This window comes from Streptomyces sp. NPDC020490, from assembly GCF_044335305.1.
Classification (GTDB): Bacteria; Actinomycetota; Actinomycetes; order Streptomycetales; family Streptomycetaceae; genus Streptomyces.
The window spans coordinates 161,274-186,031 of record NZ_JBIRUY010000006.1 but is presented as its reverse complement, the minus strand read 5'-3'; the positions used below and the strand labels follow the sequence as shown (position 1 = coordinate 186,031).

20 protein-coding genes are annotated in these 24,758 nt (G+C 73.1%); 13 read left to right on the top strand and 7 right to left on the bottom strand.

The annotated features are described in order from the left end of the window. On the top strand, positions 1 to 621 hold the full coding sequence (locus ACH4ZX_RS09560) for a hypothetical protein (protein ID WP_398270060.1): 621 nt from the start codon (positions 1 to 3) through the stop codon (positions 619 to 621). A 43-nt stretch (positions 622 to 664) separates the two neighbouring features. On the opposite strand, the gene ACH4ZX_RS09555 is transcribed toward ACH4ZX_RS09560, so the two are convergent. Further along, positions 665 to 2,056, bottom strand: a complete 1,392-nt coding sequence (locus ACH4ZX_RS09555; protein WP_398270057.1) for a DUF2252 domain-containing protein — start codon at positions 2,054 to 2,056, stop codon at positions 665 to 667. 233 nt (positions 2,057 to 2,289) lie between these two features. Between ACH4ZX_RS09555 and ACH4ZX_RS09550 the strand changes: the two genes are divergently transcribed. Beyond that, the gene (locus tag ACH4ZX_RS09550) at positions 2,290 to 3,474 is read left to right on the top strand and encodes a winged helix DNA-binding domain-containing protein (RefSeq protein ID WP_398270054.1); all 1,185 of its coding nucleotides are present in this window, start codon (positions 2,290 to 2,292) and stop codon (positions 3,472 to 3,474) included. 448 nt (positions 3,475 to 3,922) lie between these two features. Here ACH4ZX_RS09550 and ACH4ZX_RS09545 read toward each other — a convergent pair whose 3' ends face one another. Next, positions 3,923 to 4,237 (bottom strand): hypothetical protein, encoded by a 315-nt coding sequence (locus ACH4ZX_RS09545; RefSeq protein ID WP_398270051.1) that lies wholly within the window; start codon positions 4,235 to 4,237, stop codon positions 3,923 to 3,925. Positions 4,238 to 4,411: 174 nt separating this feature from the next. On the opposite strand from ACH4ZX_RS09545, the gene ACH4ZX_RS09540 reads away from it, so the two are divergent. The 3 genes from ACH4ZX_RS09540 (at position 4,412) to ACH4ZX_RS09530 (ending at position 6,396) form a co-directional block, all read left to right on the top strand. Further along, complete coding sequence (locus ACH4ZX_RS09540; RefSeq protein WP_398270047.1) at positions 4,412 to 4,771, top strand: arsenate reductase family protein; 360 nt, start codon at positions 4,412 to 4,414, stop codon at positions 4,769 to 4,771. Positions 4,772 to 4,829: 58 nt separating this feature from the next. Further along, on the top strand, positions 4,830 to 5,621 hold the full coding sequence (locus ACH4ZX_RS09535; protein WP_398270044.1) for a hypothetical protein: 792 nt from the start codon (positions 4,830 to 4,832) through the stop codon (positions 5,619 to 5,621). Between the two features lie 118 nt (positions 5,622 to 5,739). After that, positions 5,740 to 6,396 (top strand): hypothetical protein, encoded by a 657-nt coding sequence (locus tag ACH4ZX_RS09530; RefSeq protein ID WP_398270042.1) that lies wholly within the window; start codon positions 5,740 to 5,742, stop codon positions 6,394 to 6,396. Between the two features lie 3 nt (positions 6,397 to 6,399). Here the strand turns inward: ACH4ZX_RS09530 and ACH4ZX_RS09525 are convergent, their stop codons facing one another. Further along, positions 6,400 to 7,329: an alpha/beta fold hydrolase gene (locus ACH4ZX_RS09525; RefSeq protein WP_398270039.1), complete on the bottom strand. Its 930-nt coding sequence runs from the start codon at positions 7,327 to 7,329 to the stop codon at positions 6,400 to 6,402. A gap of 80 nt (positions 7,330 to 7,409) precedes the next feature. Between ACH4ZX_RS09525 and ACH4ZX_RS09520 the strand changes: the two genes are divergently transcribed. The 5 genes from ACH4ZX_RS09520 (at position 7,410) to ACH4ZX_RS09500 (ending at position 13,201) form a co-directional block, all read left to right on the top strand. Further along, on the top strand, positions 7,410 to 7,877 hold the full coding sequence (locus ACH4ZX_RS09520; RefSeq protein WP_398270036.1) for a MarR family winged helix-turn-helix transcriptional regulator: 468 nt from the start codon (positions 7,410 to 7,412) through the stop codon (positions 7,875 to 7,877). 351 nt (positions 7,878 to 8,228) lie between these two features. Continuing rightward, positions 8,229 to 9,266 carry a glutamine synthetase gene (glnII, locus tag ACH4ZX_RS09515; RefSeq protein WP_398270033.1) on the top strand — a complete coding sequence of 346 codons (1,038 nt, stop codon included), beginning with the start codon at positions 8,229 to 8,231 and terminating at the stop codon, positions 9,264 to 9,266. A gap of 408 nt (positions 9,267 to 9,674) precedes the next feature. After that, positions 9,675 to 10,283, top strand: a complete 609-nt coding sequence (locus ACH4ZX_RS09510) for a winged helix-turn-helix domain-containing protein (protein ID WP_398270030.1) — start codon at positions 9,675 to 9,677, stop codon at positions 10,281 to 10,283. Between the two features lie 59 nt (positions 10,284 to 10,342). After that, on the top strand, positions 10,343 to 11,374 hold the full coding sequence (locus ACH4ZX_RS09505) for an NAD-dependent epimerase/dehydratase family protein (RefSeq protein ID WP_398270027.1): 1,032 nt from the start codon (positions 10,343 to 10,345) through the stop codon (positions 11,372 to 11,374). Positions 11,375 to 11,644: 270 nt separating this feature from the next. After that, positions 11,645 to 13,201: a DUF1996 domain-containing protein gene (locus ACH4ZX_RS09500; RefSeq protein WP_398270024.1), complete on the top strand. Its 1,557-nt coding sequence runs from the start codon at positions 11,645 to 11,647 to the stop codon at positions 13,199 to 13,201. Positions 13,202 to 13,301: 100 nt separating this feature from the next. Here ACH4ZX_RS09500 and ACH4ZX_RS09495 read toward each other — a convergent pair whose 3' ends face one another. Beyond that, positions 13,302 to 13,715: a hypothetical protein gene (locus tag ACH4ZX_RS09495; RefSeq protein ID WP_398270021.1), complete on the bottom strand. Its 414-nt coding sequence runs from the start codon at positions 13,713 to 13,715 to the stop codon at positions 13,302 to 13,304. Positions 13,716 to 13,834: 119 nt separating this feature from the next. Between ACH4ZX_RS09495 and ACH4ZX_RS09490 the strand changes: the two genes are divergently transcribed. The 3 genes from ACH4ZX_RS09490 (at position 13,835) to ACH4ZX_RS09480 (ending at position 17,159) form a co-directional block, all read left to right on the top strand. Beyond that, positions 13,835 to 14,344, top strand: coding sequence for a tetratricopeptide repeat protein (locus ACH4ZX_RS09490; RefSeq protein WP_398270019.1), 510 nt, complete (start codon positions 13,835 to 13,837; stop codon positions 14,342 to 14,344). Between the two features lie 49 nt (positions 14,345 to 14,393). Next, positions 14,394 to 16,349, top strand: coding sequence for a hypothetical protein (locus ACH4ZX_RS09485; RefSeq protein WP_398270016.1), 1,956 nt, complete (start codon positions 14,394 to 14,396; stop codon positions 16,347 to 16,349). Positions 16,350 to 16,469: 120 nt separating this feature from the next. Further along, the gene (locus ACH4ZX_RS09480) at positions 16,470 to 17,159 is read left to right on the top strand and encodes a TetR/AcrR family transcriptional regulator (RefSeq protein ID WP_398270013.1); all 690 of its coding nucleotides are present in this window, start codon (positions 16,470 to 16,472) and stop codon (positions 17,157 to 17,159) included. Between the two features lie 30 nt (positions 17,160 to 17,189). Here ACH4ZX_RS09480 and ACH4ZX_RS09475 read toward each other — a convergent pair whose 3' ends face one another. From ACH4ZX_RS09475 to pulA, 3 genes are all read right to left on the bottom strand, one after another. Further along, complete coding sequence (locus tag ACH4ZX_RS09475) at positions 17,190 to 17,552, bottom strand: 5-carboxymethyl-2-hydroxymuconate Delta-isomerase (protein ID WP_398270010.1); 363 nt, start codon at positions 17,550 to 17,552, stop codon at positions 17,190 to 17,192. A gap of 29 nt (positions 17,553 to 17,581) precedes the next feature. Beyond that, positions 17,582 to 19,201 (bottom strand): SpoIIE family protein phosphatase, encoded by a 1,620-nt coding sequence (locus ACH4ZX_RS09470; protein ID WP_398270007.1) that lies wholly within the window; start codon positions 19,199 to 19,201, stop codon positions 17,582 to 17,584. Positions 19,202 to 19,269: 68 nt separating this feature from the next. Then, positions 19,270 to 24,660, bottom strand: coding sequence for a pullulanase-type alpha-1,6-glucosidase (gene pulA, locus ACH4ZX_RS09465; protein ID WP_398270003.1), 5,391 nt, complete (start codon positions 24,658 to 24,660; stop codon positions 19,270 to 19,272). Positions 24,661 to 24,758: the final 98 nt, after the last annotated feature.

Here is a 24,758-nt window from a genome sequence, read left to right as displayed (position 1 = left end):
ATGGGGCTGCTGGACGTCATCCTCGGCCGTACGAAACCGGTACCGCCGGACCTGGACCGGCTGTTCGGTCTGCCGTCGGCGGCCGTGACCCTGGAGGTCGCGGCCGGTTTCACGCCGACCGGCACCGGCGCGGTGTGCTTCGCCACGGTCGAGGGCGCGGCGTTCGAGCAGACGCACCGCGAGATCGAGGAGCTGCTCGACGCGGACGCCGGCCGCCAGGGGTCCCCCGGCGCGAGCGGGGCCGGGAGCGCCGCGGGCTCCCCGGTGGAGCTGGTGCGCGACGAGTACGGCTACTCGTGGCTGGTCTCCCGCCGCTCCCCCGAGCAGCTGTCGGAGCTGGTCACGGACCTGCACGCGGTGAACACCTCTCTGGAGTCCAACGGCTTCGGCCCGCAACTGCTGTGTTCCCTCGTCTCCTTCCGCGGCGAGGCAGACCGGCGGCTGGCGCTGGTCTACCTCTACAAGCGCGGCACGTTCTACCCCTTCGCGCCGCTGCCCGGCCGGGGTCAGCGGCGTGACAACGCGCTGGAGCTGCAGATGCGGGCGGCGCTCGCCGACGACCTGCGGATGGAGCAGGACCTCGACCGCTGGTTCCCGGTGTGGGGCGCCCCCGGACTGTGACGGCGGACGGTTGCGGGGACTTCCGGCGGCGGACAGTGCCGGGTCACGGCTCGGGGGCCGCTCGGACCACGCCCGCGGCGATCGCGGCGCCGAGGGCCGCGTGGTCGGCGGCCGTCTGGTCGGCGTAGCTCAGCGCGAAGTCGGCGACGGCCCGGTCGAAGGTGTCGGCGCCGCCGAGGTAGGCGGCGATGGCGACCCGGTCGCCGGAGCGGGCGTGCGCCCGGGCCAGCACGGCGCCGCACAGCCGGGCGTAGGCCCGCAGGTCGTCCGGCCGCATCCCGGCGACGTCCGGCAGGACGGTCGCGTCGCGCAGCTGCCGCCAGTAGAAGGGGCGGCCCTGCGGTCCGCTCGTCCAGCCGAGGAAGACGTCGCTGCCGGCCTGCAGCAGCCGCTGCCCGGCCACCACCCGCTGACCGTGGTGGTCATAGGGCCCGCTGTTCAGGTGGTCCTCCAGCACGGCCTTGCGGGCCTCCTTGAGCTGCAGGAACAGCAGGTCGTCGGCGTTCTTCCGGCCGGTGCGGCCGTCGCGTCCGGCGAGCAGGACGAGGAAGCAGCGGGTGCCGACGCTGCCGACGCCGACGGTCTTGCGGGCCGCGTCCACGACGCGGTAGCGGTCCAGGAGCAGGCGGTGCTCCCCGGACAGGGTCGACCGGTAGTCGCTGAAGATCTTGCGGATGGACGCCGTGTCCGGCATCCCGGCGGGTTCGAGGAGTGGCGGGTCGTGGACGATGCGGAGGCCGCCGTCGACGACCTCGGTGAGCCGGCGCAGCGCCCGCAGGCCGGTGCGGCGGCGGGCCCGGTTCAGGCTGCCGGACCCGTCGGGCCCGTGCCGGGCGACGGAGCGGACCAGGGGCAGCAGGCTGCGGGCGTCGACGCGCTCGTACCAGACCTCCAGCTCGCCCCGGCGTGCCAGCCGCCGTATGTGCGTGCGGTAGGCGGCCGCCGCCTCGGCCGCCGCGCGGTGGACCGCGGCGTCCTTGTGCCCGTTCTCGCGCCCGGCCACGGCGACGGAGGCCGCGAGCCGTTTGACGTCCCACTCGAAGGGGCCGGGGAAGGTCTCGTCGAAGTCGTTCAGGTCGAACAGCGGGGTGCCTTCGGGCGAGGTGTGCAGGCCGAAGTTCAGCAGGTGGGCGTCGCCGCACAGCTGGACGGTCAGTCCGGTGTGCGGTCGGGCGGCGAGGTCGGCGGCCATCACGGCGGCGGCCCCGCGCAGGAAGGCCAGCGGCGAGGCCGCCATGCGCGCGTGGCGGACCGGCAGCAGCTCCGGCAGCCGGTCGCGGCCCTGCCGCTCCAGCAGGGCGACGGGGTCGCCCCGGTCGACGGGCGGGACCCACGCGGCGTGCGCGGACCGGGGGACGCGGCCGCGGGCGGCCTTGCCGCTCGCGGCCCGGTCGGCACGGTCTGCCCGGTCTGCCCGGTCTGCCGGGGCGGTCATCGCGGGCACCGCCGCGCCCCATGGCTGCCCATCACGCCTCCGGTCGAGTCGCCGTCCGTCGCCTCCTGTTTGGCAGTGAAGGCGGGCGGGCGGCCGGGCGCATGCCGGGTACGGCGTTCGGGTGACGGCCGGGGTGGGCCAGGCGGGCCCGGTTGTCAGTGCCGTGCTGAAGGATGGCCGCACTGACGGTGGGACGGTGACCCCGGCTCGGGGTCCGGCGGGTGGAGGCCGGCATGGGTGACGGACTGCGGTACATCGGGGCGCCGGAGCGGCGGGCACGGCTCGCGACGCGGCAGCGGCTGGCGGGGACGGCCCGGGCCGGGACGCCGGAGGAGGTCGCCGACGCGCTGGTCGCCCTGCACGGCTCGGACCCCGCGACGGTGTACCTGGCCGTGGGCGCGCGGCTCGCGGACCCGTCGAGGACCGTGCCGGAGACCGAGCGGGCGCTGTACGGGGACCGGACCCTGGTGCGCATGCACGGCATGCGGCACACGGTGTTCGTCTTCCCCACGCACCTCACCGCGGCCGTGCACGCCTCGACCTCGCTGGCCGTCGCCGCCCGGGAGCGGGCCGCGCTGCTGAAGGACATGGCGAAGGCCGGGGCGCCGGACGCGGCCTGGCTGAAGGAGGTCGAGGAGTCGGCGCTGGCCGCGCTGGCCCGGCGCGGGCAGGCGACGGCGGCCGAGCTCGCCGGTGACGAGCCGCGCCTGAAGGAGCGGTTCGCGTACGCGGCCGGCAAGAGCTACGAGGGCGTCCACACCGTCTCGACGCGGCTGCTGAGGGTGCTGGGTGTGGAGGGCAAGGTGGTCCGGGGCCGGCCGCTGGGCTCCTGGACGTCGAGCCAGTTCCGCTGGGCCGTCGCCCCCGGACACCCCGAGCTGGACGCGGCCGGGGCGCAGGCGGCCGTGCTGGAGCGCCGGCTGCGTGCGTGCGGGCCGGCCACGGAGGCAGACCTGGTGTGGTGGACCGGGTGGCGGGTGACCGACGTGCGGCGCGCGCTGACGGCGATCGGGGCGCGGCCGGTGTCCCTGGACCAGGGCACTGGGTACGTCGTCGACGGCGACGTCGACCCGGTCGAGGGGCCCGCGCAGCCGTGGGCGGCACTGCTGCCGGCGCTGGACCCGACGGCGATGGGCTGGCAGCAGCGGGACTGGTACCTCGCGCCGGAGCTGCGGCCGCTGCTGTTCGACCGCAGCGGGAACGTGGGGCCGACGGTGTGGTGGAACGGACAGGTGGTGGGCGGCTGGGCGCAGCGGGCCGGCGGGGAGATCGTGTGGCGGCTGTCGCCGACCGCGGACGTGGGCCGGGAGGCGGAGGCGGCGATCGAGGCGGAGGCGGAGCGGCTGCGCGGGTGGGTCGGCACGACCCGGGTGACACCGCGCTTCCGGACGCCGCTGGAGCGGGAGTTGGCGGGGTAGCCGGGGCGGTCCCGGCCTCGGACGCCAATCGCCGGACGCCGCCGCCCGGGGCCGGGACCACGGACGCCGGGCGCCCGCCGGCAGGGGTCGCCAGGTGTCGGGCGCCCAGCCCGAGGGGGTGCAGGAACACGGGGCGCCACCCCGCCGGAAGCAGGCGCATGAACATCGAGCGCCCGCCCGAAGAGGACGTACGAACGCCGGGCGCCCCGCCCCAGGCGGCAGACGAACACCGGGCGCCCAGCCCGAGGGTGGCACGCGAACACCGGGCGCCCCGCCCGCCGGAAGCGGGCACACGGACATCGAGCGCGCGGAAGAGGGCGCACGCATACCGGACGCCCAGCCCAAAGGCGGCACGCGAACGCCGGGCGCCCGCCCGGAGGGGGCGCCCGGCGTCACCGGGTCACCGGGTCACCGGGTCACCGGGTCACCGGGTCACCGGGTCACCGGGTCACCGGGTGTAGCGCATCAGCGCGCGCACCATGTGGCATGTCGTGTCCGACGGCGGGTGGACGCCGATCGTCTCGGCCGTGCTGCGGATCGTCTCGTTGCGGGCCTGGTTCGGCACGTGGACGCCGGAGTCGAGCAGGGCGATGGCGAGCCGCATCGCCTTCAGGCGGCGGTTGTGCGAGACGTACCACTCCCGCGGACGGCCCGGCGGCAACGGGCGCTTCTCCACGGGCTCGTAGGGCAGGTCGAGCAGGACGGGGCGCTTGGCGGTCGACTGGGTGGGCAGCGGCTTCGACTTCAGTGCGGCAGCGGGCACAGGCATCCTCCTGTCGCGGTCGGGGTGACGACCGGGGACCTCGGCGCCCCCGGCCCAACCCTCGAACACTGGTACCAGTTTACCGCCCGGCACTGACAAAAGCCCCTGGCCACAGTGGCTTTCAGGGGGCCTGGGAGACAGTGCGGAGGCGGGTCTTCGCGTACCGTGGGCGGCATGGAGATCTGGATCAATCCGGCCTGTTCGAAGTGCCGCAGCGCGATCGGGCTGCTCGACGCGGAGGGCGCCGACTACACCGTCCGCCGCTATCTGGAGGACGTTCCCGGCGAGGACGAGATCAGGGACGTGCTCGCCCGCCTCGACCTCGAACCGTGGGACATCACGCGCACCGAGGAGGCCGAGGCCAAGGAGGTCGGGCTGAAGGACTGGGCCCGGGACGACGCCTCCCGCGACCGGTGGATCGCGGCGCTCGCCGAGCACCCCCGGCTGATCCAGCGCCCGATCATCACCGCGGACGACGGCACGGCGGTCGTCGCCCGCACGGAGGAGGCCGTACGGGACGCTCTGTCCCGTTAGTCAACGGTTTGACTGGCAGCGGGAGTTGACGGCGCGTCGCCTGTTACCCTCCGCGGCCATGATCTTCGATGATCCGTACACCCAGTGGGTGGTCGAACAAGAGCGCCTGCGCAGGAGGCGGCGGCGCACCCGGCTCGTGGTGGGCGGCGCGGTGGGCGTCGTGCTCGCCGCCGCCGTCGCGGCCGGGCTCGTGCTGTACTCCGCCGATGCGCACGAGGTCCCGGCGGCGGCCCCTTCGGCGGACGCGAGCGGCACGACGGCGTCCGCCCCGCCGGGCGCCGCCGCCCTCCCCTCCGGCGCCCCGTCCGCCCTGCCCTCGCTGCTCGCGCTCCCGGTGGTCCGGCCCGAGCAGGCGTTCCCGGAGCGGGCCGTGCGCCTGGCCGACGGCTCCCGGTACGAGCGGGTGGAACTGGGCACCACGACCGACTGCGCGGACGGCATGTCGCAGGAGCTGGCATCCCTGGCGACGCGCGGGCAGGGCTGCCTCCGGCTGAGCGCGGCGCTGTTCACGGACGCCGCGCGGCGTTCCCAGGTGACGGTCACCGTGGTGAGTTTCCGGCGGCCCGAGGACGCGTGGCTGGTGTTCGGGACGGCGGCCACGGATCCGGTGACGTACCAGGTGGTCTCGCTCGATCCGCCGCCCGGGTCGGGGCTGCCGACCGTGCCGCCCGGTTCGGCGGGTGTCTTCCGGCGGCTGGCGACCGTGCGGTCCGTGGTGTTCGCCAACGGGCAGTGGGGCGACGGCTCCGAGACGCGGGAGGCGCAGCTCACCGCGGAGACCGAGGGGCTGCTGAAGTACGTCGACGACAAGGTGGCGGCGTACGAGCAGGGCCGGGACGCCGGGCTGTGAGCCGGCCGCAAGTCCCGTATGAAAGAGATTACTTCGGCGATCCGCGCGGTCGCTGAGCAGTTTCGTTCGGTATCCCGTACATAGCGCCGTACGCTCCCCTACCTCTCAGGAGGCGCGCATGTCGCGCAGGAGAACGCTCGGTACGAGGAAGAAGGCCGCGCTGCTGGTGAGCGCGGCGGCGGTGGCGGGAGGCGGTGCCTTCGTCATGGCGAGCACCTCGAACGCCGCTCAGCCGCAGTCCCCGCGGACGCTGTCCGCCGCGGACTCGGCCGTCTGCCAGGGGCTCGCCACCGCCCTCGGCAACAACCAGAGGTTCATCGACGGCCAACGGGCCGCTCCGGACGCCCAGTCGGCGGCCCGGATCGCCAACCGCGAGGCGGTCATCGAGCAGATCAAGGTCCAGCAGAAGGCGTCCGGTTGCGCGGTGGGGGAGTCGGCTCAGGGCTCCCAGCCGAAGCAGCCGGCTCAGCCGACTCAGCGGACACAGCCAGCTCAGCCGACCCGGAACGGACAGCAGGCACAGAACGGGCAGCAGGTCTGCAACGGCTCCACCGTCACCCTCTCCGGCGAGGGCGGCGCGCCGGCCGCGTCCAGTGACCGGTTCCCGGCCGGCACGACGCTGAGGGTCACCAACCTGGACAACAACAAGTCCACGACGGTGAAGGTCACTTCGGTGTCCGGCAGCTGCGTGCTGCTGAACGACGCGGCCTTCGAGCAGGTGCGGGAGCCCGGCAAGTTCCTGATCCGCCGGGCGCTGATCGAGAAGGTGGGATGAGGCTCAGGGCCGCAGGAACCCGGTGAGGCGGTGACCCAGCTCGGCGGGGGCCGACTGCGGCAGCGCGTGGTGGGACGTCTCCGGCAGGACGACGGTCTCGACGCGCGGCAGCAGCGCCCCCGCCGACGCGGCCACCCGCCGGATGTCGTGGACCTTGCTGTTCCCGGCCAGGACCAGCAGGACCGGCACATCGAGCCCGCGCAGGGCAGCCGGGTCCGGGCGCGGGCCGGTCACCGGCTTCGACACGGAGGGGAAGCCGGCGGCCGCCTCCTGGAGGCGGAGCCAGTCGGGGTCGAGGACCTGCCCCGCCCCCGGTTTCGCCCGCCCGCCGGGAACGGCCCGCGTCCCGGTCTCCCACTCCAGGAAGGCCCGGACGCGCCGCGGCGTGGGCCGCAGCAGCATCGGCAGGGCGCGCAGCAGGTACGCCGTCCGGTACCCGGCGAAGCACTGCGTGGGGTCCAGCAGGGCCAGCCGGCGCACCCGCGCGGGCGCGGCCAGGGCGTGGTGCAGGGCGATCCAGGCGCCGTAGGAGTGGCCGGCGAGGTCGGTCTCCCGGACGCCCAGGCCGTCGAGGACCGCGTCCAGCCAGGCCGTCAGGTCGGCGACCGTGCGGGGGTGGCGGTCGCCGGGCGGGGTGCCGCGGCCGGGGGCGCTGACCAGGTCGACGGCGTGGACGCGGTGGGTGCGGGAGAGGTCTGCGGCCTGGGCGTACCAGGACGCGGAGGTCGCTCCCCCGCCGCCGGGCAGCAGGACGAGCGGGGGGCCGTCGGGCGGGCCGCACGACGTGACGCGGGCCCCGCCGAAGGGCGTGGGGACGGTCGCCGTCTCGCGGTCCGCGGGCCATTTGGCCAGTACCTTGTCGTACGCCGCCAGGAATCCGTCCATGTCGTAGGTGCCGTCGTACGTGCCGTCGTCGGCGCCGCGACCGCTCATGGGACCCTCCCCTATCATGCAGCCGAGAATCATCTCGCCGAGCGAGATACTCGCTGAACGAGGATAGCGGAGGAGAGGCCATGCGGCCCGAGGAATCCGGGAGCGAGACCCCCGGGATGGAGACCGTCCACCTGCTGCGCGCCGTGACCGTCGCGCTCGACCGGCACAGCGCCCGGTTCGCGAACCGCAACGGCATGCATCCGACGGACCTGCGCGCGCTGATCGCCCTCATGGACGCCTCGCGCGCGGGCGAGGAGATGACGGCCGGCCGGCTCGGCGCCGCGCTCGGGCTGAACTCGGCCGGGACGACGGCACTGGTGGACCGCCTGGAGCGGGCCGGGCATGTGCGGCGGGTGCGCGCCGCGACGGACCGGCGCAAGGTGCTCGTCGAGGTGGACGAGCGGGCGGTGGCGCTCGGCTGGGACCACTTCGGGCCGCTCATCGGGCGCGTGCTGGAGCTGGTGCGCGGCTACGACGAACGGGAGCGGGCCGCGATCCGGGGGTTCCTGGAAGGGGTGCTGGCCGCGGCGGCCGAGGACGACACCTGACCGGCGCGCGCCCACCCGAAGCCTCGTCCCCGCCCAGGGCCCTCGTCCCCGCCCAGGGCCCTCGTCCCCGCCCGGGGCCGCTCATGCCCACTCATGGGCACGCCCATTCCCATCGCATACGAGCCGCCCGGCCCCCGCCGCTCACGAATGCGAACGACGTGCCCTCGCCCCGTCCGCGTCCTCACACCGTGAATCCGGACACACCACGACCAGGTAACACGGGGTTCACCGTCGGGCAACGGACGGGAAATCGCCCGTTGACAGGCTCCCGGCATCACACCGCGGCGCTCCGGTGCCGCAGCGCCGCGGCACCCGCAAGTGCGCCCAGACCCACCCCGAAGGATGTGGCCCGTGAGCTTCAAGGCTGAGTACATCTGGATCGACGGCACCGAGCCGACGGCCAAGCTGCGTTCGAAGACCAAGATCCTCACGAACTCGGACAAGGGTGCCACGGCCGCCGAGCTGCCGATCTGGGGCTTCGACGGGTCCTCCACCAACCAGGCCGAGGGCCACGCCTCGGACTGCGTGCTCAAGCCGGTCTTCTCCTGCCCGGACCCGATCCGCGGCGGCGACGACGTCCTGGTGCTGTGCGAGGTCCTGAACATCGACCTCACCCCGCACCCCAGCAACACCCGGGCCGCGCTGGTGGAGGTGGCGGAGAAGTTCGCCGCCCAGGAGCCGATCTTCGGCATCGAGCAGGAGTACACGTTCTTCCAGGACGGCTACCCGCTCGGCTTCCCCAAGGGCGGCTTCCCGGCCCCGCAGGGCGGCTACTACTGCGGTGTCGGCGCGGACGAGATCTTCGGCCGTGACGTCGTCGAGGCGCACCTGGACAACTGCCTGAAGGCGGGCCTCGGCATCTCCGGCATCAACGCCGAGGTCATGCCGGGCCAGTGGGAGTTCCAGGTGGGCCCGCTGGCCCCGCTGGAGGTCTCGGACCAGCTGTGGGTGGCCCGCTGGCTGCTCTACCGCACCGCCGAGGACTTCGCCGTCTCCGCCACCCTCGACCCCAAGCCGGTCAAGGGCGACTGGAACGGCGCCGGCGCGCACACCAACTTCTCCACCAAGGCGATGCGCGAGGGCTACGACGCGATCATCACCGCCTGCGAGTCGCTCGGCGAGGGCTCCAAGCCGCTCGACCACGTCAAGAACTACGGCGCCGGCATCGACGACCGCCTGACCGGCCTGCACGAGACCGCCCCGTGGGACAAGTACTCCTACGGCGTGTCCAACCGCGGCGCCTCGGTCCGCATCCCGTGGCAGGTCGAGAAGGACGGCAAGGGCTACATCGAGGACCGCCGCCCGAACGCCAACGTCGACCCGTACGTCGTGACGCGCCTGCTCGTGGACACCTGCTGCACCGCGCTGGAGAAGGCCGGCCAGGTCTGATCCCCGCCGCCCGGCTCCGAGGGGGCGCCCGCCGTCACGTCACGGCGGGCGCCCCCTCGCGTCGCCTCCCGGCGGCCGACGCCCGCGACGACGCCGGCTCGTGCGACGCCGGCTCGTGCGGCGCCGGCTTCCGGCCGGGAAAGCGTCCGAGCAGTGAGAAGAGGGTCCTGCCGGGAATCGGTGTCTGCTTCAATGGGCCCATGGCCAGCTTCCAGAAGTGCACCGCGACGGGTCGCCATGACCTCGAGCCCTTCTGGCCCTCCCGTCAGCACCACGACTTCGACCGGGTGTGTTGCCGCGCGACGAACGCGCCGGCCCTCTGAAGCCGTATCACCACCCGGCCCCAGGCCAGCGCGCAACGGCGTACGTCCCTCGACGAACCTCTCGCGCGAAAAGAGCTGACCTCTCATGGCGACCCTGCGTTCCCTGTCCACCGCCCCGCTCCACTCCCCCTCCGCGCCCTCCGCTCCCCCCTCCCCCTCGTCCCCGGCCCCCCGGCAGCGGCTGCGCGCCGTGGACCGGGACGAGGTGATCGACGTCACGGAGTTCCTGCCGCCGGGCGCCACCTGGCTGCCCGCGCCCCCGCACACCCTGCCCACGCTGCCGGGCCGGCCGCCGATGGTGGGCTACCTCGTCCTGATCCCGGCCGACCACCCCCACCCGGACCTCGCCCCGGCCGACGCCCCCGCCGAAGCCGCCGCCGAAGCCGCCGCCGAAGCCGCCGAGCCGCTCGTCAGGATCGACCCGGTGGAGCGCACCGCGGCCGTCGACGGCCGTGAACTCGACCTCACCTACCTGGAGTTCGAGCTGCTCGCGCACCTCGTGGCGCACCCGAACCGGGTGCACACCCGCGACCAGCTGGTCACCACGGTGTGGGGGTACGGGCACGTCGGCGACGGCCGCACGGTCGACGTGCACATCGCCCGGCTGCGCCGCAAGCTGGGCGCCGAGCACCGGCAGGCGATCCGGACGGTCCGCCGGGTCGGCTACAAGTACACGCCGCCGACGGGCCGCTGATCTCTGCTGACGGCAGATCCGCCTTCCGTCCCGCCGCCGCACCGGGCACAGTCGCCGGTATGAGACTTCTGGTGCTGGGTGGGACGGAGTTCGCCGGACGGGCCGTCGTCCGGGCGGCGCTCGGGCGCGGCTGGGAGGTGACGGTCTTCCACCGGGGACGGCACGAACCGCCGGACGGGGCAAAGTCGTTGCTGGGCGACCGCACCGCGCCCGGCGGGCTCGCCGCCCTGGCGGAGGGCACCTGGGACGCCGTCGTCGACACCTGGTCGGCGGCGCCCCGGTGGGTGCGCGACACGGCGCGGCTGCTGCGGGGCCGCGCCGGCCGGTACGCGTACGTCTCCAGCTGCTCGGTGTACACCTGGGCCCCGCCCGCCGGATACGCCGAGGACGCGCCGCTGGTCGAGGGCGCCCGCGCCGACGCGGACACCACCGACTACGCCCGCGACAAGCGCGGCGGCGAACTGGCCGCGGTGGAGGGCTTCGGTGCCGACCGCGCCCTCCTGGTCCGGGCCGGGCTGCTGCTCGGCCCGAACGAGAACATCGGCCGGCTGCCGTGGTGGCTGAACCGGATCGCCCGCGGCGGCCCCGTCCTCGCCCCGGGACCGCGGGAGCTGCCCCTGCAGTACGTCGACGTGCGCGACCTGGCCGACTGGATCGTCGGCGGCCTCGAACGCGGGCTGAGCGGCCCGTACAACCTGATGAGCCCGCAGGGGCACGCCACGATGGGCGAGCTCCTCCAGGCGTGCGTGGAGGTCACCGGTGCGGCGGCCGAGCTGCGCTGGACGGATCCGGAGGTGATCCTCGCCGCGGGCGTCGAGCCGTGGACCCAGCTGCCGGTGTGGGTGCCGCCGGGCAGCGACCTGCACGACGCGCTGCACGCCGCGGACGTGTCCCGGGCGGTGGCCGCGGGCCTGTCCTGCCGTCCCGTCCGGGAGACCGTCGCCGACACCTGGGCCTGGCTCCAGGACATCGGCGGCACGGCGCCGGTACGGCCGGACCGGACCGCCGTGGGACTCGCCCCGGAGCTGGAGGCACGGGTGCTGGCCGGGGCAGTGGGTATGCCTGGCACCACCCCGGGGGAGGGGGCTTAGGCCAGTGCCCCCGGGGCTCGAGGTCTCGGACGACGACAATCGGCGCGTGCCGGCCGCAGTGGCCCATCTCGACCGCGACCGCTGAACACGCCCGGTGAACTGTTGACAACTGCCGGTGCGATTGGGGCAGTTGAAACCACTGTTCCGGACGGAGCACGCAATATTTTGCGGGTCGGGTGAACACCCCTGGGACTCCTTGCGTATGTGAGGGAGCCGCTTCACTCCTGTCGGGCGCCTCGAGCTGCCCCGCAAGGAAGTCAGAGGAGTTCCATGGGACGCAACACACGAAAACGCCGTACGCCGCTGGCCACCAAGGCCATTGCCGCATCGGCGGCCCTAGCGCTCGGTGGGGGCGGGCTGATCTGGGCGAACTTCTACGCCTCGGCTCATGAGTCGAACTCGGCGCAGAACACCACGAAGGCCGCCACCGGGCAGGTGGCGACCATCTCGTGCCCGGACGTGGGCCAGAAGCTGACGAACGTGCCGGCCCGGGCCCAGCAAGGTGTGGCCACGGAGCTGGCGAACCTCGACAAGCAGATCACCGAGGCCTACGCGCGCCTCGCCTCCACGCGCCAGGCGCAGACCAACGACACGAACTTCGTGCAGAACGCGATCGTCGGTCCGCTGAAGGAGAAGCGCGCCGCGACCATCGACCGCATCCGGATCGACATCCAGCGGGTCGGCGGCTCCTTCAACAGCTCGCTGGCGCAGCTCGCCGCGTGCACCACCCTGACCGCCGACCAGGCCAACCAGACCACGGCGGGCGGCCAGCAGAACGGCGGCCAGCAGCAAGGCGGCCAGCAGCAGAACGGCGGCCAGCAGCAAGGCGGCCAGCAGCAGAACGGCGGCCAGCAGCAGGGCGGGCAGCAGCAGAACGGCGGTCAGCAGCAGGGCAGCAACGGGCAGGCCGGCAACGGCCCGACCGCCGCCGACTTCGTGGACATCACGAAGGTCCAGCCGAACGTCGCCGCGAAACCGCGCAAGACCGCCAACGCCTCGACCGGCACCTTCACCACCCGGTGCGGCGTGAACGCGAACAGGAACTTCAACACCGACAACGTCATCGTGGCGCCGGGCGTGGCCAACGGCGCGCACCACCTGCACGACTACGTCGGCAACCAGAAGGTCAACGCGTTCTCCAACAACCAGACGTTCCTGCAGGGCGGCACCAGCTGCCAGAACAAGAACGACCTGTCGTCGTACTACTGGCCGGTGGTCCGCGTGCAGAACGGTACGCAGGACTTCGACCAGAACAAGGACGGCGGCGGCAAGGAAGGCAACGTCGGCAAGATCCTGACCCCGGTGTCGGCCCAGATCAAGTACGTGGGCAGCCCGACCAGCAAGGTCGTCGCGATGCCGCAGTTCCTGCGCATCATCACCGGTGACGCCAAGACCACCACCAACGGCCTGGCGAACGCCAACGCCCACTGGAGCTGCACCGGCTTCGAGAACAAGGTCCAGCTGACGACGCAGTACCCGATCTGCCCGCAGGGCAGCAAGGTGGTGCGGACGTTCGCCTTCCAGAGCTGCTGGGACGGGCAGAACGCGGACAGCGCCAACCACCGCACGCACGTCGCCTTCGCCGACGCCAACGGCAACTGCGGCAACGGCTTCAAGGCGATCCCGCAGCTGACGATGCGCCTGACGTACAACATCACGCCGCCGACCATCCAGAACGGCGTGGTGAAGAACGCGTACGCGGTGGACGGCTTCCCGGACCAGCTGCACAAGGCGGCCACCGACCACGACGACTTCATCAGCATCACGACCGGCGGCCTGGCGAACAAGATCGCCAACTGCGTCAACAGCGGACAGCGCTGCCAGTGACGAGGTACCGACCCAGGCACCGGCCCGGGCACTGACCGGGGTACCGACGAGCGGGCGGTGGGAATCTCCCACCGCCCGCTCCGTCGTACCGGGGTGCCGCTCAGCCGTCGTGGCCGCCGTGCCCGGAGTGGTCGGCGCCCACCTCCACGTCGCCGCCCAGCGTGCCGCGCAGCTTCTCGACCACCCCGTCGTCGCCGACGGCGACCCACTTGCGGCCGACGAGGTAGTGACCGCCGTAGTCCTTGGCGTCGTTGAGCCATTCGCGCTGCCCGCGGTCGGTGGCGAAGGTGGCGAGGACGAACCTGCCGGCGGGGACCTTGCAGATGGCCTGGCGGATCTCGTCGGCGTCCGTCTGGATGTCCGGCTTGCACTTCACCTGGGCGGCCAGGCTCTCCAGGCTGCCGCCGGCGGTGGCCGGCACCTTGGCGGCCGCGGCGCCGTCGCCCGAGCAGCCCGCCAGCGCCATCACGGCCGCGGCGCCGGCCACCGCGAGCATCGGTCGGGTCAACCTCATCTGTTCCTCCGGTCCCGTCACGGCCCCGGCGAGGGGCCCGTCCCCTTCGATACGGCTGCGGGGCGCGGGGCGCTCAAATCCCGTGCGAGTACGCGTACGGTCGTGCGAAGGTGTGGCCCGTGGACCAAGACTGGGAAGAGCGTGTGGCCGCCGCCTGGGCGACCTTCGAGAGCTACGCCGAAGAAGACGGGGCCGCCTTCCGGGCGGTGATCGACGAGCTGGTCGCCGAACTGCCCGCCGACAGCCCGCTCGGGCCGTTCGAGCGGGCCTGCGCCTGGGACTCCACCGGTCACTCGGACCGGGCCGTGCCGCTGTACCGGGAGGCGCTCGCCCGCGGGCTGGACGACGTCAGCCGCTACAAGGGCAGGCGGACCAGGATCCAGCTCGCCAGTTCGCTGCGCAACATCGGACACCCGGAGGCGGGCGTCGAGCTGCTGACGCCCGAACTGGACGCCGAATCGGACGAGTTGGACGACGCCGTGCGGGCGACGCTCGCGCTGTGCCTGGCCGGCCTCGGCCGGGACCGCGAAGGCCTGTCCCTCGTCCTCGGCGCCCTCGCCCGGCATCTGCCGCGCTACCAGCGGTCCATGGCGAACTACGCGCGGCTGCTGGTGGAGCCCGGGGCCTGAGTCACCCGGGTGGCGGTGACCATCGGACGATTCGCTCGTTCTGCTGAACGTGCAGTCACAGGATGCCGCCCCGCCCACCGCACCGTCCCTCTCCGGCCCGTCCGTCGACGTCGACCGGGCCGAAGCCGCGCTCGTCGAGCACTACCCGCGGCTGGTCCGGCTCGCCTACCTGGTGCTGCCGCCGAGCCTGGGCCGCAACCGGCGCGTGGTCACGGCGCACGCCCTCGCCCAGCGCGCCCTGCCGCGGCGCCGGGCGCGGGCGGCCGCGGTCCCGGCCCAGAACGGGGGCGCCCACGCCCGGTCGCGGTCGCGAGCGGGCGACGGCCGCGAGAGCGACTCCGGCTACGCCTATGTCCGCAGCCGGGTGCTGCGCACGGCGCTGGAGGCGGGCCTGCCGCTGAAGCGGGCGGCGTGGCCGAAGCGGTCCCAACTGCCGCCGCTGCTGCCCCTGGTACGGGGCCTGCGGCTGTTCCCGCACTCCGGCGGCGCCGACGAACTCGCCCTGGACCAGCGGCTCTCCGCCCTGTCCGGGCCGGCCCGCGCCGCCTATGTGCTGCGCGGCCTGGAACGGCTCGCCGACGACCGGGTCCGCCGGGTCCTGGCCGCCGCCGGCGTCGACGACACGGACACGGCGCTGCGGGAGGCCGACGGTGTGCCGGCCCGGTACGCGCTGCTCGACTCCCCCGAGTTCGACCCGTGTTCGCTGCAGGTCCGGCCCACCGACCTGGTGCGGCGCAGGCAGCACACGCGGGCCGCGCTCGCCGCGGCCGCCGCGCTCGCCGTGTGCGGGGCGCTGTTCGGGCTGCCCGACGGCGGCTGGAGCCCCGACGGCCCGGCGGCACCCGCGTACGCGGGCAACCCGGCCGCCGAGACCGCCCTCGACCCGGCCCGGCTCACCAGGGTCTCCCCCACCGCCTGGGAGTCCGCGAGCCGCACCGACTTCTCCGTCTGGCCCGCGCGCGGCGACCTCACCGGCGACAAGGCCCTGCTGCGCCGCGCCCTCGCCGTGTGGGCGCGGCCCGGCGAGACCGTCCAGGTCTCCGCGACCCCCGGCACCCCGTCCGGCGGTCCCGCCGGACCGCCCCAACTGCTGTACGCCGGGACCGTGGACAGCGCGCACGTGGTGATCCTCTACGACGGTCTGCGCATCGTCCGCTACGCCGAGCCGAAGGACGGCGACCGGGGTGCCGCGCTCGACTTCGCGCGGGTCGACGGCGCCGGACGGGCGGAGGCGAGCGCCCTGGTCCTGGGCCGCTCCGACGGCAACGTCCGCTATCTGACGGCGCCCTGGGTGAAGAAGGCGGCCGAGCGGGACCTGCTGGAGCCGGACGCCGACGCGCTCGACCTGGGCCTGACCGGCGGTGTCACCGGGCCGCTGGCCGGTCCCGCCCTGCAGAGCGGCCGCTGCTCGTCCTGGCGCGTGCTGGAGGTGACCGACGACGCCGGCCCGCGGCTGCTGACCGACCTCGGCGAACTGGTCCCGGCCCGGCTGACTGCGGGCCGCCCCGGCTCGGGCGAGGAGACGGACGGGACGCGGGCCCTGCGCGCGTGGTCGCCGTACGCCTGCTCGCTGGCCGCGATGCGCTCCGCGGGCGTGCGCGCCGTCAACGCCTGGGCGTACGCCCGGCAGCCGCTGCCCGACGCGAGCGGGGCGGCGGACTGGGTGTGCACGCGGGCGGAGACCTGGCGGGGCGGCGGCACGCGGGTGCTGGCCCAGTTCCACACCCCGGGCGGGCGGTCCGGGGCGGTGGCGGCGAAGGCCGACGACGTCCCGGCGTGCGGGCCGCGGGATCCGCACGTGCTGGCCGGGGTGCTGTGGAAGTCGCGGGCCGGAAACTGGTACCTGCTGGCCGCGGGGAGCCCGGGCACGTTCTCGATCGGCGCGACGGGCGGGGTTCGGGCGACCGCGCCGGGCAACCTGTTGACTGCGCCGGCCGCTCAGGGAGCCCGGGCGGAACTGCGGGGAACCCTGGAGAACGGGCGCAGGGTCAGCGGACTCGGCTGAACATCGTGGCCCCGCCGTCGACATGTCGTGGACCCGCCGTGATCGCCCGGTGCGGAACATGTGAACGTCTTTGGTCGCTGCGGCCCGTTCGGGGCCGGATTCGATCGGTAAGGTGTGCGCATGACTACCGGGGTACGCCGCAGAATGGGAGTCGAGGAACGGCGGCAGCAGTTGATCGGCGTCGCCCTCGAACTGTTCAGCCAACGCTCGCCCGACGACGTCTCCATCGACGAGATAGCGTCCGCCGCCGGCATCTCGCGCCCGCTGGTGTACCACTACTTCCCCGGCAAACTCAGCCTGTACGAGGCCGCGTTGAGGCGTGCCGCGGACGATCTCGCGGGCCGGTTCGTGGAGCCGCGCCAAGGCGCGCTGGGGGCACGGCTGCTGCGGGTGATGCGCCGCTTCTTCGACTTCGTGGAGGAGCACGGCCCCGGCTTCTCGGCGCTGATGCGCGGCGGTCCGGCCGTCGGCTCGTCGGCGACGAACGCGCTCATCGACTCCGTACGGCAGGCCGGGTACGACCAGATCCTGTCGCATCTCGGCGTCGAGGAGGCGCCCCCGCGGCTGGATCTGGTCGTCCGCTCCTGGATCTCGCTCGCCGAGTCGACGGCGCTGATCTGGCTGGACGGCCGGCGCATCCCGCGTGCCGAACTGGAGGTGCAGCTGGTCCACGACTTCGCCGCGCTGGCCGCGGTGAGCGCCGTCCACGACGAGGAGACGCGCGCGCTGCTGAGCCGCATCCTGAAGGACGAGCCGGGCGACGGCCCGTTCAGCGACCTGGCCGCGCGGCTGATCGCGCTGGCGTCCTGACCGCTCCTGTCGCGGCCCGGCCCTGACGCGTCAGCGCTCGAACTTCCGGTAGGACGGGTCGAGGTCGCGGATCTCGGCGGAGGCGTGCAGCACCGGGCCGCCGTCGGCCACGTGCTTCCTCAGCAGCTCCAGCACCGCCTCGGTCAGCCTCGCCTTCGTCTCGTCGGTGCGGCCGGCGAGCAGTCCGATGGTGACGTGCACGACGGCGTGACCGCGCTCGCCGGGATCGTCGTAGCCGAACGCGGTGAGCGCGGACGGGCGGAACTGCGTCTTGCAGGCCTCCGGCTTCGCGGCCGCCGTCTCGACGACCGCCGCGTGCAGGTCCCGGGCGAAGCCCTCCCGGTCGAAGGCGGACCCGAGGAAGTCCGAGTGGTCGACGGTGATCTGCGGCATGGGGGCTCCTGTCTGGGGCGTCGGCGGATTCACCCTAGCCGCAGCGCCAGCATCGCGATGTCGTCCTCCCGGTCGTGACCGAAACAGGTCAGGAGCGTGTCGCACAGGGCGTCCAGGCCGGGCAGGGACCCGGCGGCGGCCGCCCGCAGCTGCTGCATGGAGACCGACAGGTCGGTGCCGCGGGTCTCGATCAGGCCGTCGGTGACCATCAGGAGCCGGTCGGTGCGTTCCAGCCGCACCTCGGTGGGCGGCGGATGGGGCACGCCCAGGCCCAGCAGCGGGCCCGCGGCCTCGACGTAGTCGGCGCCGCCGGAGTCCCGGACGACCAGCGGCGGGATGTGGCCCGCGTTGGCGACGCGGGTGCGCCCGGTGTCCGGGTCGATCAACGCCAGGCAGACGGTGGCCGTGACCTCGGGGTGGTAGTGCCGGAGCATCCGGTCCAGCCGCCCGGCGAGCACGGCCGGGTCGCTCTCCTCGACGCAGTAGGCGCGCAGCGCGTGCCGGATCTCCACCATCACGGTGGCCGCCTCCAGCGAGTGCCCGACGACGTCGCCGACCGCGGCGAGCACGCCCTCCGCGGTGCGCAGGACGGCGTAGAAGTCGCCGCCGATCTCCGTCTGCCGGGACGCGGGCACGTACCGCACGGCGACGTCGACGCCGGGCAGCGGCGGCAGCCGGTGCGGCTGGGGCAGGAAACTGTGCTGGAGGGTGAGGGCGACGTGCCGTTCGACCTGGTACATCAGCAGCGGCTCCGCGGCCAGGGCGGTGGCCTGCGCCAGCCGGGCCACCAGCGCCTCGTCCTCCGGACCGAGCCGGCGCATGCCCCGGGTGGGCGTGGCCAGGCACACCGGCGCCCTGCCCTCCTCGGTGAGGACCAGCGCGAGGCGGGCGTCGTGCTGCACGCCGGGCCGGAAGAACCCGGCGGGCCACAGCGGGGCCGGGACGGTGGTGAGCTGCACCCCGGCCTGCCCGTGGGTGAGCCGCCTGAGCAGCGCGGCCACGGCCCGGTGGGCGTCCTCGTCCGGCAGCGCGAGCGAGGTGCGGTCGCGGGACAGGCCGCGGTACAGCTCGTCGTCGGTGCCGAGGACGAAGACGGCGGCGGGGGTGCCGGTCAGCCGGGCGGTGCCCTCGGCCGCGGCGTCGGCGAGTTCCGGCAGGGAACGCGCGGTCTGCACGGTGACGATCGCCTCCGACAGCAGCGTCAGCCGCCGCAGGACCGCCTGGTCGTCGGCGCGCAGCCGCGCGGCGCGCACCGCGGAGCGGACCACCGCCTCGATCTCCTCCGGCTCGGCCGGCACCGTCAGATACGCCTCGCCGCCCGCGTCGAGCACGCGGTGGCGGTCGCCCGGGGCCAGGGCGGAGGCCGAGAAGTGCACGACGGGCAGGCCGGCCATGCGCGGCCGCGCCTTGAGCCGGCGGCACAGCTCGAAACCGCTCATGTCCGGCAGGCCCACGTCGACCAGGGCCACGTCGGGCAGGATGCCCTTGCGCAGCCGTACGTCGAGTTCGTCGAGCGCCTCGCCGGCGGTGGCGACCGGGACGACCCGGTGGCCGGCGCGCCGCAGCACGCGGCCCAGGGCGAACCGGCCGGCGGCCGCGTCCTCCACGACCAGCACGGTCATGTCGCTCGGCTTGCCGTCGACGTCCATATCAGCCCCTGGACAGCACAGGTGGGGCAGACCGCTGCGGCCTGCCCCACCAAGGTAGTGCCCGAGCGCTAGCTGCGGGAGAACACCGCCACCGTCCTGGCCGGAACGGTGAACGTCCCCGACTCCCGCTCGTAGGAGGCGGACTTGACGACCGTGTCCGACCCGGCGCGCTGCACCGGGTGCAGCCGGTAGGCCGTGCCGGCGAGGGCGTCGACCCGCTGCGTGCTCTGCTTCGGCGTCGCGTTGAACACGACGACGAGGTCACCCAGTTCCATGGTGATCACGCCCGGCGTCTCGTCCTTCCCGGACAGCGGGAAGGACAGCTTCGACTGCACCTGGTCCGCGGTGGCGAGCGAGAAGGCGCTCTCCGTCGTGCGGATCCGCAGCAGGTCCCGGTAGGCGGCCGAGGCCCCGTCGATCTGCGGGCAGCCCACCTTCACCGTGCTCAGCAGGGGCTTCGCGTACGGCCACTTGGAGGCGTTGTCGGCCGCCGGGGGCAGCCCGCGGCCGAAGCCGTTGCCGTCGGCGCAGTTCCAGTGGACGGCGTTGAACCAGTCGCCGCTGTCGTAGGAGTTGCGGTCCAGCGACTTCGAGCGCAGCAGGTCGGTGCCGGCCTGGGACAGGGACGGGCCCTGGGAGAGGGTGGCCGTCGCCATCGCCAGGACCTGCATCCGGGTCCGGTCGGCGGGGCTCGTCGACGCGGGCAGCTTGTAGGTCAGCGCGTCGAACAGGGACTCGTTGTCGTGCGCGTCGGCGTAGGCGAGGGCGTCGCCGGGCGCGTCCGCGTAGCCGGCGGGCGAGCCGCCGTAGTCGACCTGCGCGCCGGTGACCTCCTTGCCGTCGGTGTCGGTGAAGCGGTACTTCGCGAGGTTGCCGGACAGACCGACCTTGATCAGGTCCTGGTAGTGCAGCAGGCGGGCCTTCTGCTCGGCCTCGGTGCCGTTGGCGGTGGAGGAGTTGGGGTCGGTGTAGAGGCCGGAGGCGAAGCCCTGGACGCCGGGGTCGGCGTCGAAGGGGCTGCCGCCGCGCACCGCGTCACGGGCCCGGTCGGAGAAGGTGGCGATGCCGGTGCCGGCCATGTTCTTCTGGGTGGCCTGCACGAAGCGGGCGTCGTCGGCGACCTCGCCGAAGTTCCAGCCCTCGCCGTACAGGATGATCTTCTTGCCGTCGACGCCGTCCTTCGCGGGCGTCAGCGCGTCCAGGGCCTTGCGCACCGCCAGGATGTTGGCCTTCGGGTGGTGGCCCATGAGGTCGAAGCGGAAGCCGTCGACCTTGTACTCCTTGGCCCAGGTGACGACCGAGTCGACGACCAGCTTGCCCATCATGGCGTTCTCGGGGGCGGTGTTGGCGCAGCAGGTGCTGTTCGCCACCGAGCCGTCGGCGAGGAGCCGCTGGTAGTAGCCGGGCACCACCTTGTCCAGGACGGAGGTGTCCGCCTGGCCGCTGGCGGCGGTGTGGTTGTAGACGACGTCCATCACGACCCGGAGGCCGTCCTCGTTGAGCGCCTTGACCATCCTGCGGAACTGGACCGTGCGGGCCGTGCCGTCCGGGTCGGTGGCGTAGGAGCCCTCGGGGACCGTGTAGTGGTACGGGTCGTAGCCCCAGTTGTAGGCGTCCTTGCCGGCGATCTTCGACACGCACTCCTGCTGCTTGTCGGAGTCGGCCGGGTAGGAGGCCAGGTCGCAGTCGGTGGTCGCCTGGTCGGCCTTCCGCTCGGGGATCGTCGCGATGTCGAACGCCGGCAGCAGGTGGACGTAGGAGGTGCCGGACTTCGCCAGCTTCCGCAGGTGCTTGGAGCCGTCGCTGTCCTTGTCGGTGAAGGCCAGGTAGGTGCCGGGGTGGGCGGAGGTGCGGTCCGCGACGGAGAAGTCGCGGATGTGCAGCTCCTGGATCTGCGCGTCCCTGAGCGGTACGGCGGCGGGCTTGGTGTACGTCGACCAGCCGCTCGGGGCGAGGGACCGGTCGTCGAGGTCGACGACCAGGCTGCGCTCGGAGTTCGCGGTGAGCGCCAGCGAGTAGGGGTCGGTGACCTTGTTGGTGACGACCTTGCGGACGCTGGGCGCCCACACCTCGACCACGTACCGGTAGGGCTTGCCCTTCCAGGACGCCGGGCCGGTGACGGACCAGACGCCGGTGGCGGCGTCGCGCTTCATGGGGACCGCGGTGCCGGCCAGGTCCAGCTTCACGGACCGGGCGGTCGGCGCCCACACGGACAGGGTGGGCCTGCCGTGGTGGAAGACCGGGCCGAGCTTCGCCGCCGTCGCGTCGTACAGGTCGTCGAGCACGCCCGCGATCTGCACGCCGGTCGCCGCGAGCACCGCGCCGTTGGCCGCGCGCTGGGAGGCGACGACCTGGCCGCGCAGGGCCTCGCGGACCCGGTCGCGGTCGCGCGGGTCGACGGAGAACGCGGTGTAGTTCTTCAGGTGCGGGAACTTCGCCTTCTGCGCGTCGGTGAGGCTGGTCCTGGTCAGCCGCAGCCAGCGCTCGTCGTCGCTGGTGAGGGCACCGTCCTTGACGGTGATCGAGCCGTCGTGGGAGTAGACCAGCTGGGTGGAGGCGGCGGCGTCGGACCCGTTCCAGGCGACGGTGTTCCGGTCGATCCAGACCGCCTTGGAGGTGGTCAGGTCGAGCGCGGCCGCGCTGCCCGCGGGCTGCGGCAGCAGGCACTTCTCCTGGCCGTTCAACAGCCACACCTCGTGGCCGTTGGTCTTGAGGTCCAGGGACTGGTCGGCGGGCAGGTCCTTCTCGTCGCCCTTGTGGAGGATGTAGCTGAGGCTGGTGGCGCCGTCGCTGAGCGGCACCTCGAAGACCGCACCATAGGCATCAGTCTTCACCGGCTTCAGCGGGTTCGACCACTCGGTGGGGTTCGCGGCGCCCGTCCACACGTGCAGGCCCCAGCCGTCGTAGTCCCCGTCGGCGCGGTGGTAGTGCAGCACCGCCTTGGTGGTGTCCTGGGCGGGGTAGTCGGGCCGCTCGGTCTGTACGTCGGCCTTGCCCTGCTCGATCCAGACCTCACCCGTCCTGGTGACGTCGATGGACCGGTCGGCGGAGACGTCCTTGTTGCCGTCCTTGTCGATGACGAGGAACCCGACGCTGGAGGCGCCCGGCTTCAGCTTGACGTAGGCGAAGGCGCCGTAGGCGTCGCGGCCGGTGAACGGGTGGCTGTCCGGCCAGTTCGTGGCCTCGCCGTCGGCGAGGTCGCCCCAGGCGTACAGGCCCCAGTCGCCGTAGTCGCCGTCGGCGCGCTTGTAGTGGACGACCGCGTAGTCGCGGGAGGAGGCGGTGGGGACCTCCTCGGCGGGCGGGGTGCCGGTGGTGCTGCTCGCCGTGGCGCTCGCGGTGTGCCCGGCCGAGTCGATCACGACGGCCTTGTAGCGCAGGGCGGTGCCGGCCGGTACGTCCTTGCCGATGACCTGCGTGACCTTGTAGGGGGCGTGGTCGGCGGAGCCGAGCACCTTCCAGGGGCCGTTGCCGGTCTGGGCGGCGAAGACGACCCGGTTGAGCCGGCCGCCGTCGGTGTCGGCGCCGATCTCGACGGTGCCGGTGGCGCCGGCCGCCGGGGCGGTCAGGCTGACGGTCGGCTCGGCGGCCGGCGCGGCGAGCCGGCCCGCGGCCTTCAGCACGATCGCCGAGCCTGCCGGGACCGTCACGGTGATCTTCTTGTCGGCGTCCGAGGTGACCGTGTCGTCGGTGCCGTAGAGGCCGGTGAACCGCATCGCGGCGGAACCGGTCGGGAAGGTCGCCGTCTTCGCCTCGGCGGCGTTGTTGAAGGCGACGACGTACTCGGTGCCGGTCCTGGCGTCGGTGCGGGAGAAGGCGTAGACGCCGGCGCCGTCGGCCGCGTAGCGCTCGGTCTGCACGCCGTCGGCGAGCGCCGGGTTGGCCTTGCGGAGCTTGGACAGCGCCGCGATCTGCCGGTAAAGCGGGGCGGTTCGGTCGTAGGCGTCGCTGGCGTGGGTGCGGTCGGTGCCGATCTCGTCGTCGTCGAGGTAGTCGGCGACCTTCGAGGCGAACATGGTCTGGCGGGCGTCCTTGTCGCCGCCGGAGCCGGTGAAGCCCTGCTCGTCGCCGTAGTAGACGACCGGGTTGCCGCGGCTGAGGAACATCAGCTCGTTGGCCAGCTCGTCCTTCTTCAGCAGCTCGGCATCGGTGGCCTTCGGGTTGTCCTGGTTCAGGAAGTAGCCGACGCGGCCCATGTCGTGGTTGCCGAGGAAGGTGACCTGCTCGTAGGCGTTGGCCTTGTCGGTCGTGTACTTGTAGTCGTCGCCGAAGACGGAGGCCAGCTTGCGCGCGCTGCCGCCCTGGGAGGCGTACTGGCGGGCCGCCTCCTGGAAGGGGAAGTCGAGGGTGGCGTCGAGGCGGCCCTGGGTGACGTAGGGCGAGGTGATGGACGTGTCCGCCGAGTAGACCTCGCCGAACATGAAGAAGTCGTCCCGGCCCCGCTTCTTGGCGTAGGCGTCGAGGGCGGTGGCCCACTGGGTCCAGAAGTCCATGTCGACGTGCTTGACGGTGTCGATGCGGAAGCCGTCGATGTCGAAGTCGCGCACCCAGCGCTGGTAGATCTTCTCCATCCCCTTGACCACCTCGGGACGCTCGGTCCACAGGTCGTCGAGCCCGGAGAAGTCGCCGTAGGTCGTCGACTCGCCCGCGTACGTGGAGTCGCCCCGGTTGTGGTACATCGTCGGGTCGTTGAGCCAGGACGGGACCTTGTCCGCGCCGGTGGCCTTCGGGGTGCGCGGGAAGGAGTCGGCGTCGACCGCCGGGAAGCCGTGGGTGCCGTCCGCGTAGTCGGCGTCGTCGAAGGGCTCGCCGTCCTTCGTCAGGTACGGGAAGGCGCCCTTGGACAGGTAGTTGTAGGACTTCTCCTCGTAGTCGACGACGTCGGCGGTGTGGTTGGTGATGACGTCGAAGAAGACCTTCATGCCCTTGGCGTGGGCCTTGTCGATCAGGGTCTCGAGGTCGGCGTTGCTGCCGAAGTGCGGGTCGACCTGGGTGAAGTCGGTGATCCAGTAACCGTGGTAGCCGGCCGACGCGTTGTCACCGGTCCCCTGCACGGGCCGGTTCTTGAAGATCGGGGCCATCCAGATGGCGGTGGTGCCCAGACCCTTGATGTAGTCGAGCTTCTTCGTCAGGCCCTTGAGGTCGCCGCCCTGGTAGAAGCCCTTGTCGGTGGGGTCGTAGCCGGTGGACAGGCGGCTGCCGGTCAGGCCGCCCTTGTCGTTGGCGGTGTCGCCGTTGGCGAAACGGTCCGGCATGACGAAGTAGAACTGCTCCCGGGTGTCGTCGTGCCGGGCGGGCTCGGCGGCGAGCCTCGCGTCGGACGGCGGCGGGGGCGGGGTGTCGGCCCTGGCGGCGAGGGGCTGGACGAGTGCTGCGGCCAGTGCGGTCACGGTGACCGCAGCGACTCGTCCGGCATGCGCGGTACGGCGCCTCGACGGCGTCGGCCATCTCGGTATCACAGACGTGGACTCCTTGCGCTTACGGCTCTGTTGGCGCTTACGGCTCTGGTGGGTCCGATTCCGCGCGACCGTATCGCCGACGAAACGCTTACAGCAAG

Bases quoted from the DNA above. Each gene is read 5' to 3' on its own strand.
- ACH4ZX_RS09520 (WP_398270036.1), top strand. From the start codon at position 7,410: ATGCGGCCCGAGGAATCCGGGAGCGAGACCCCCGGGATGGAGACCGTC.
- ACH4ZX_RS09475 (WP_398270010.1), bottom strand. From the start codon at position 17,552: ATGCCGCAGATCACCGTCGACCACTCGGACTTCCTCGGGTCCGCCTTC.
- ACH4ZX_RS09500 (WP_398270024.1), top strand. From the start codon at position 11,645: ATGGGACGCAACACACGAAAACGCCGTACGCCGCTGGCCACCAAGGCC.
- ACH4ZX_RS09525 (WP_398270039.1), bottom strand. From the start codon at position 7,329: ATGAGCGGTCGCGGCGCCGACGACGGCACGTACGACGGCACCTACGAC.
- ACH4ZX_RS09540 (WP_398270047.1), top strand. From the start codon at position 4,412: ATGGAGATCTGGATCAATCCGGCCTGTTCGAAGTGCCGCAGCGCGATC.
- ACH4ZX_RS09480 (WP_398270013.1), top strand. From the start codon at position 16,470: ATGACTACCGGGGTACGCCGCAGAATGGGAGTCGAGGAACGGCGGCAG.
- ACH4ZX_RS09505 (WP_398270027.1), top strand. From the start codon at position 10,343: ATGAGACTTCTGGTGCTGGGTGGGACGGAGTTCGCCGGACGGGCCGTC.
- ACH4ZX_RS09530 (WP_398270042.1), top strand. From the start codon at position 5,740: ATGTCGCGCAGGAGAACGCTCGGTACGAGGAAGAAGGCCGCGCTGCTG.
- ACH4ZX_RS09560 (WP_398270060.1), top strand. From the start codon at position 1: ATGGGGCTGCTGGACGTCATCCTCGGCCGTACGAAACCGGTACCGCCG.
- ACH4ZX_RS09535 (WP_398270044.1), top strand. From the start codon at position 4,830: ATGATCTTCGATGATCCGTACACCCAGTGGGTGGTCGAACAAGAGCGC.
- ACH4ZX_RS09555 (WP_398270057.1), bottom strand. From the start codon at position 2,056: ATGACCGCCCCGGCAGACCGGGCAGACCGGGCAGACCGTGCCGACCGG.
- ACH4ZX_RS09470 (WP_398270007.1), bottom strand. From the start codon at position 19,201: ATGGACGTCGACGGCAAGCCGAGCGACATGACCGTGCTGGTCGTGGAG.
- ACH4ZX_RS09495 (WP_398270021.1), bottom strand. From the start codon at position 13,715: ATGAGGTTGACCCGACCGATGCTCGCGGTGGCCGGCGCCGCGGCCGTG.
- ACH4ZX_RS09510 (WP_398270030.1), top strand. From the start codon at position 9,675: ATGGCGACCCTGCGTTCCCTGTCCACCGCCCCGCTCCACTCCCCCTCC.
- ACH4ZX_RS09550 (WP_398270054.1), top strand. From the start codon at position 2,290: ATGGGTGACGGACTGCGGTACATCGGGGCGCCGGAGCGGCGGGCACGG.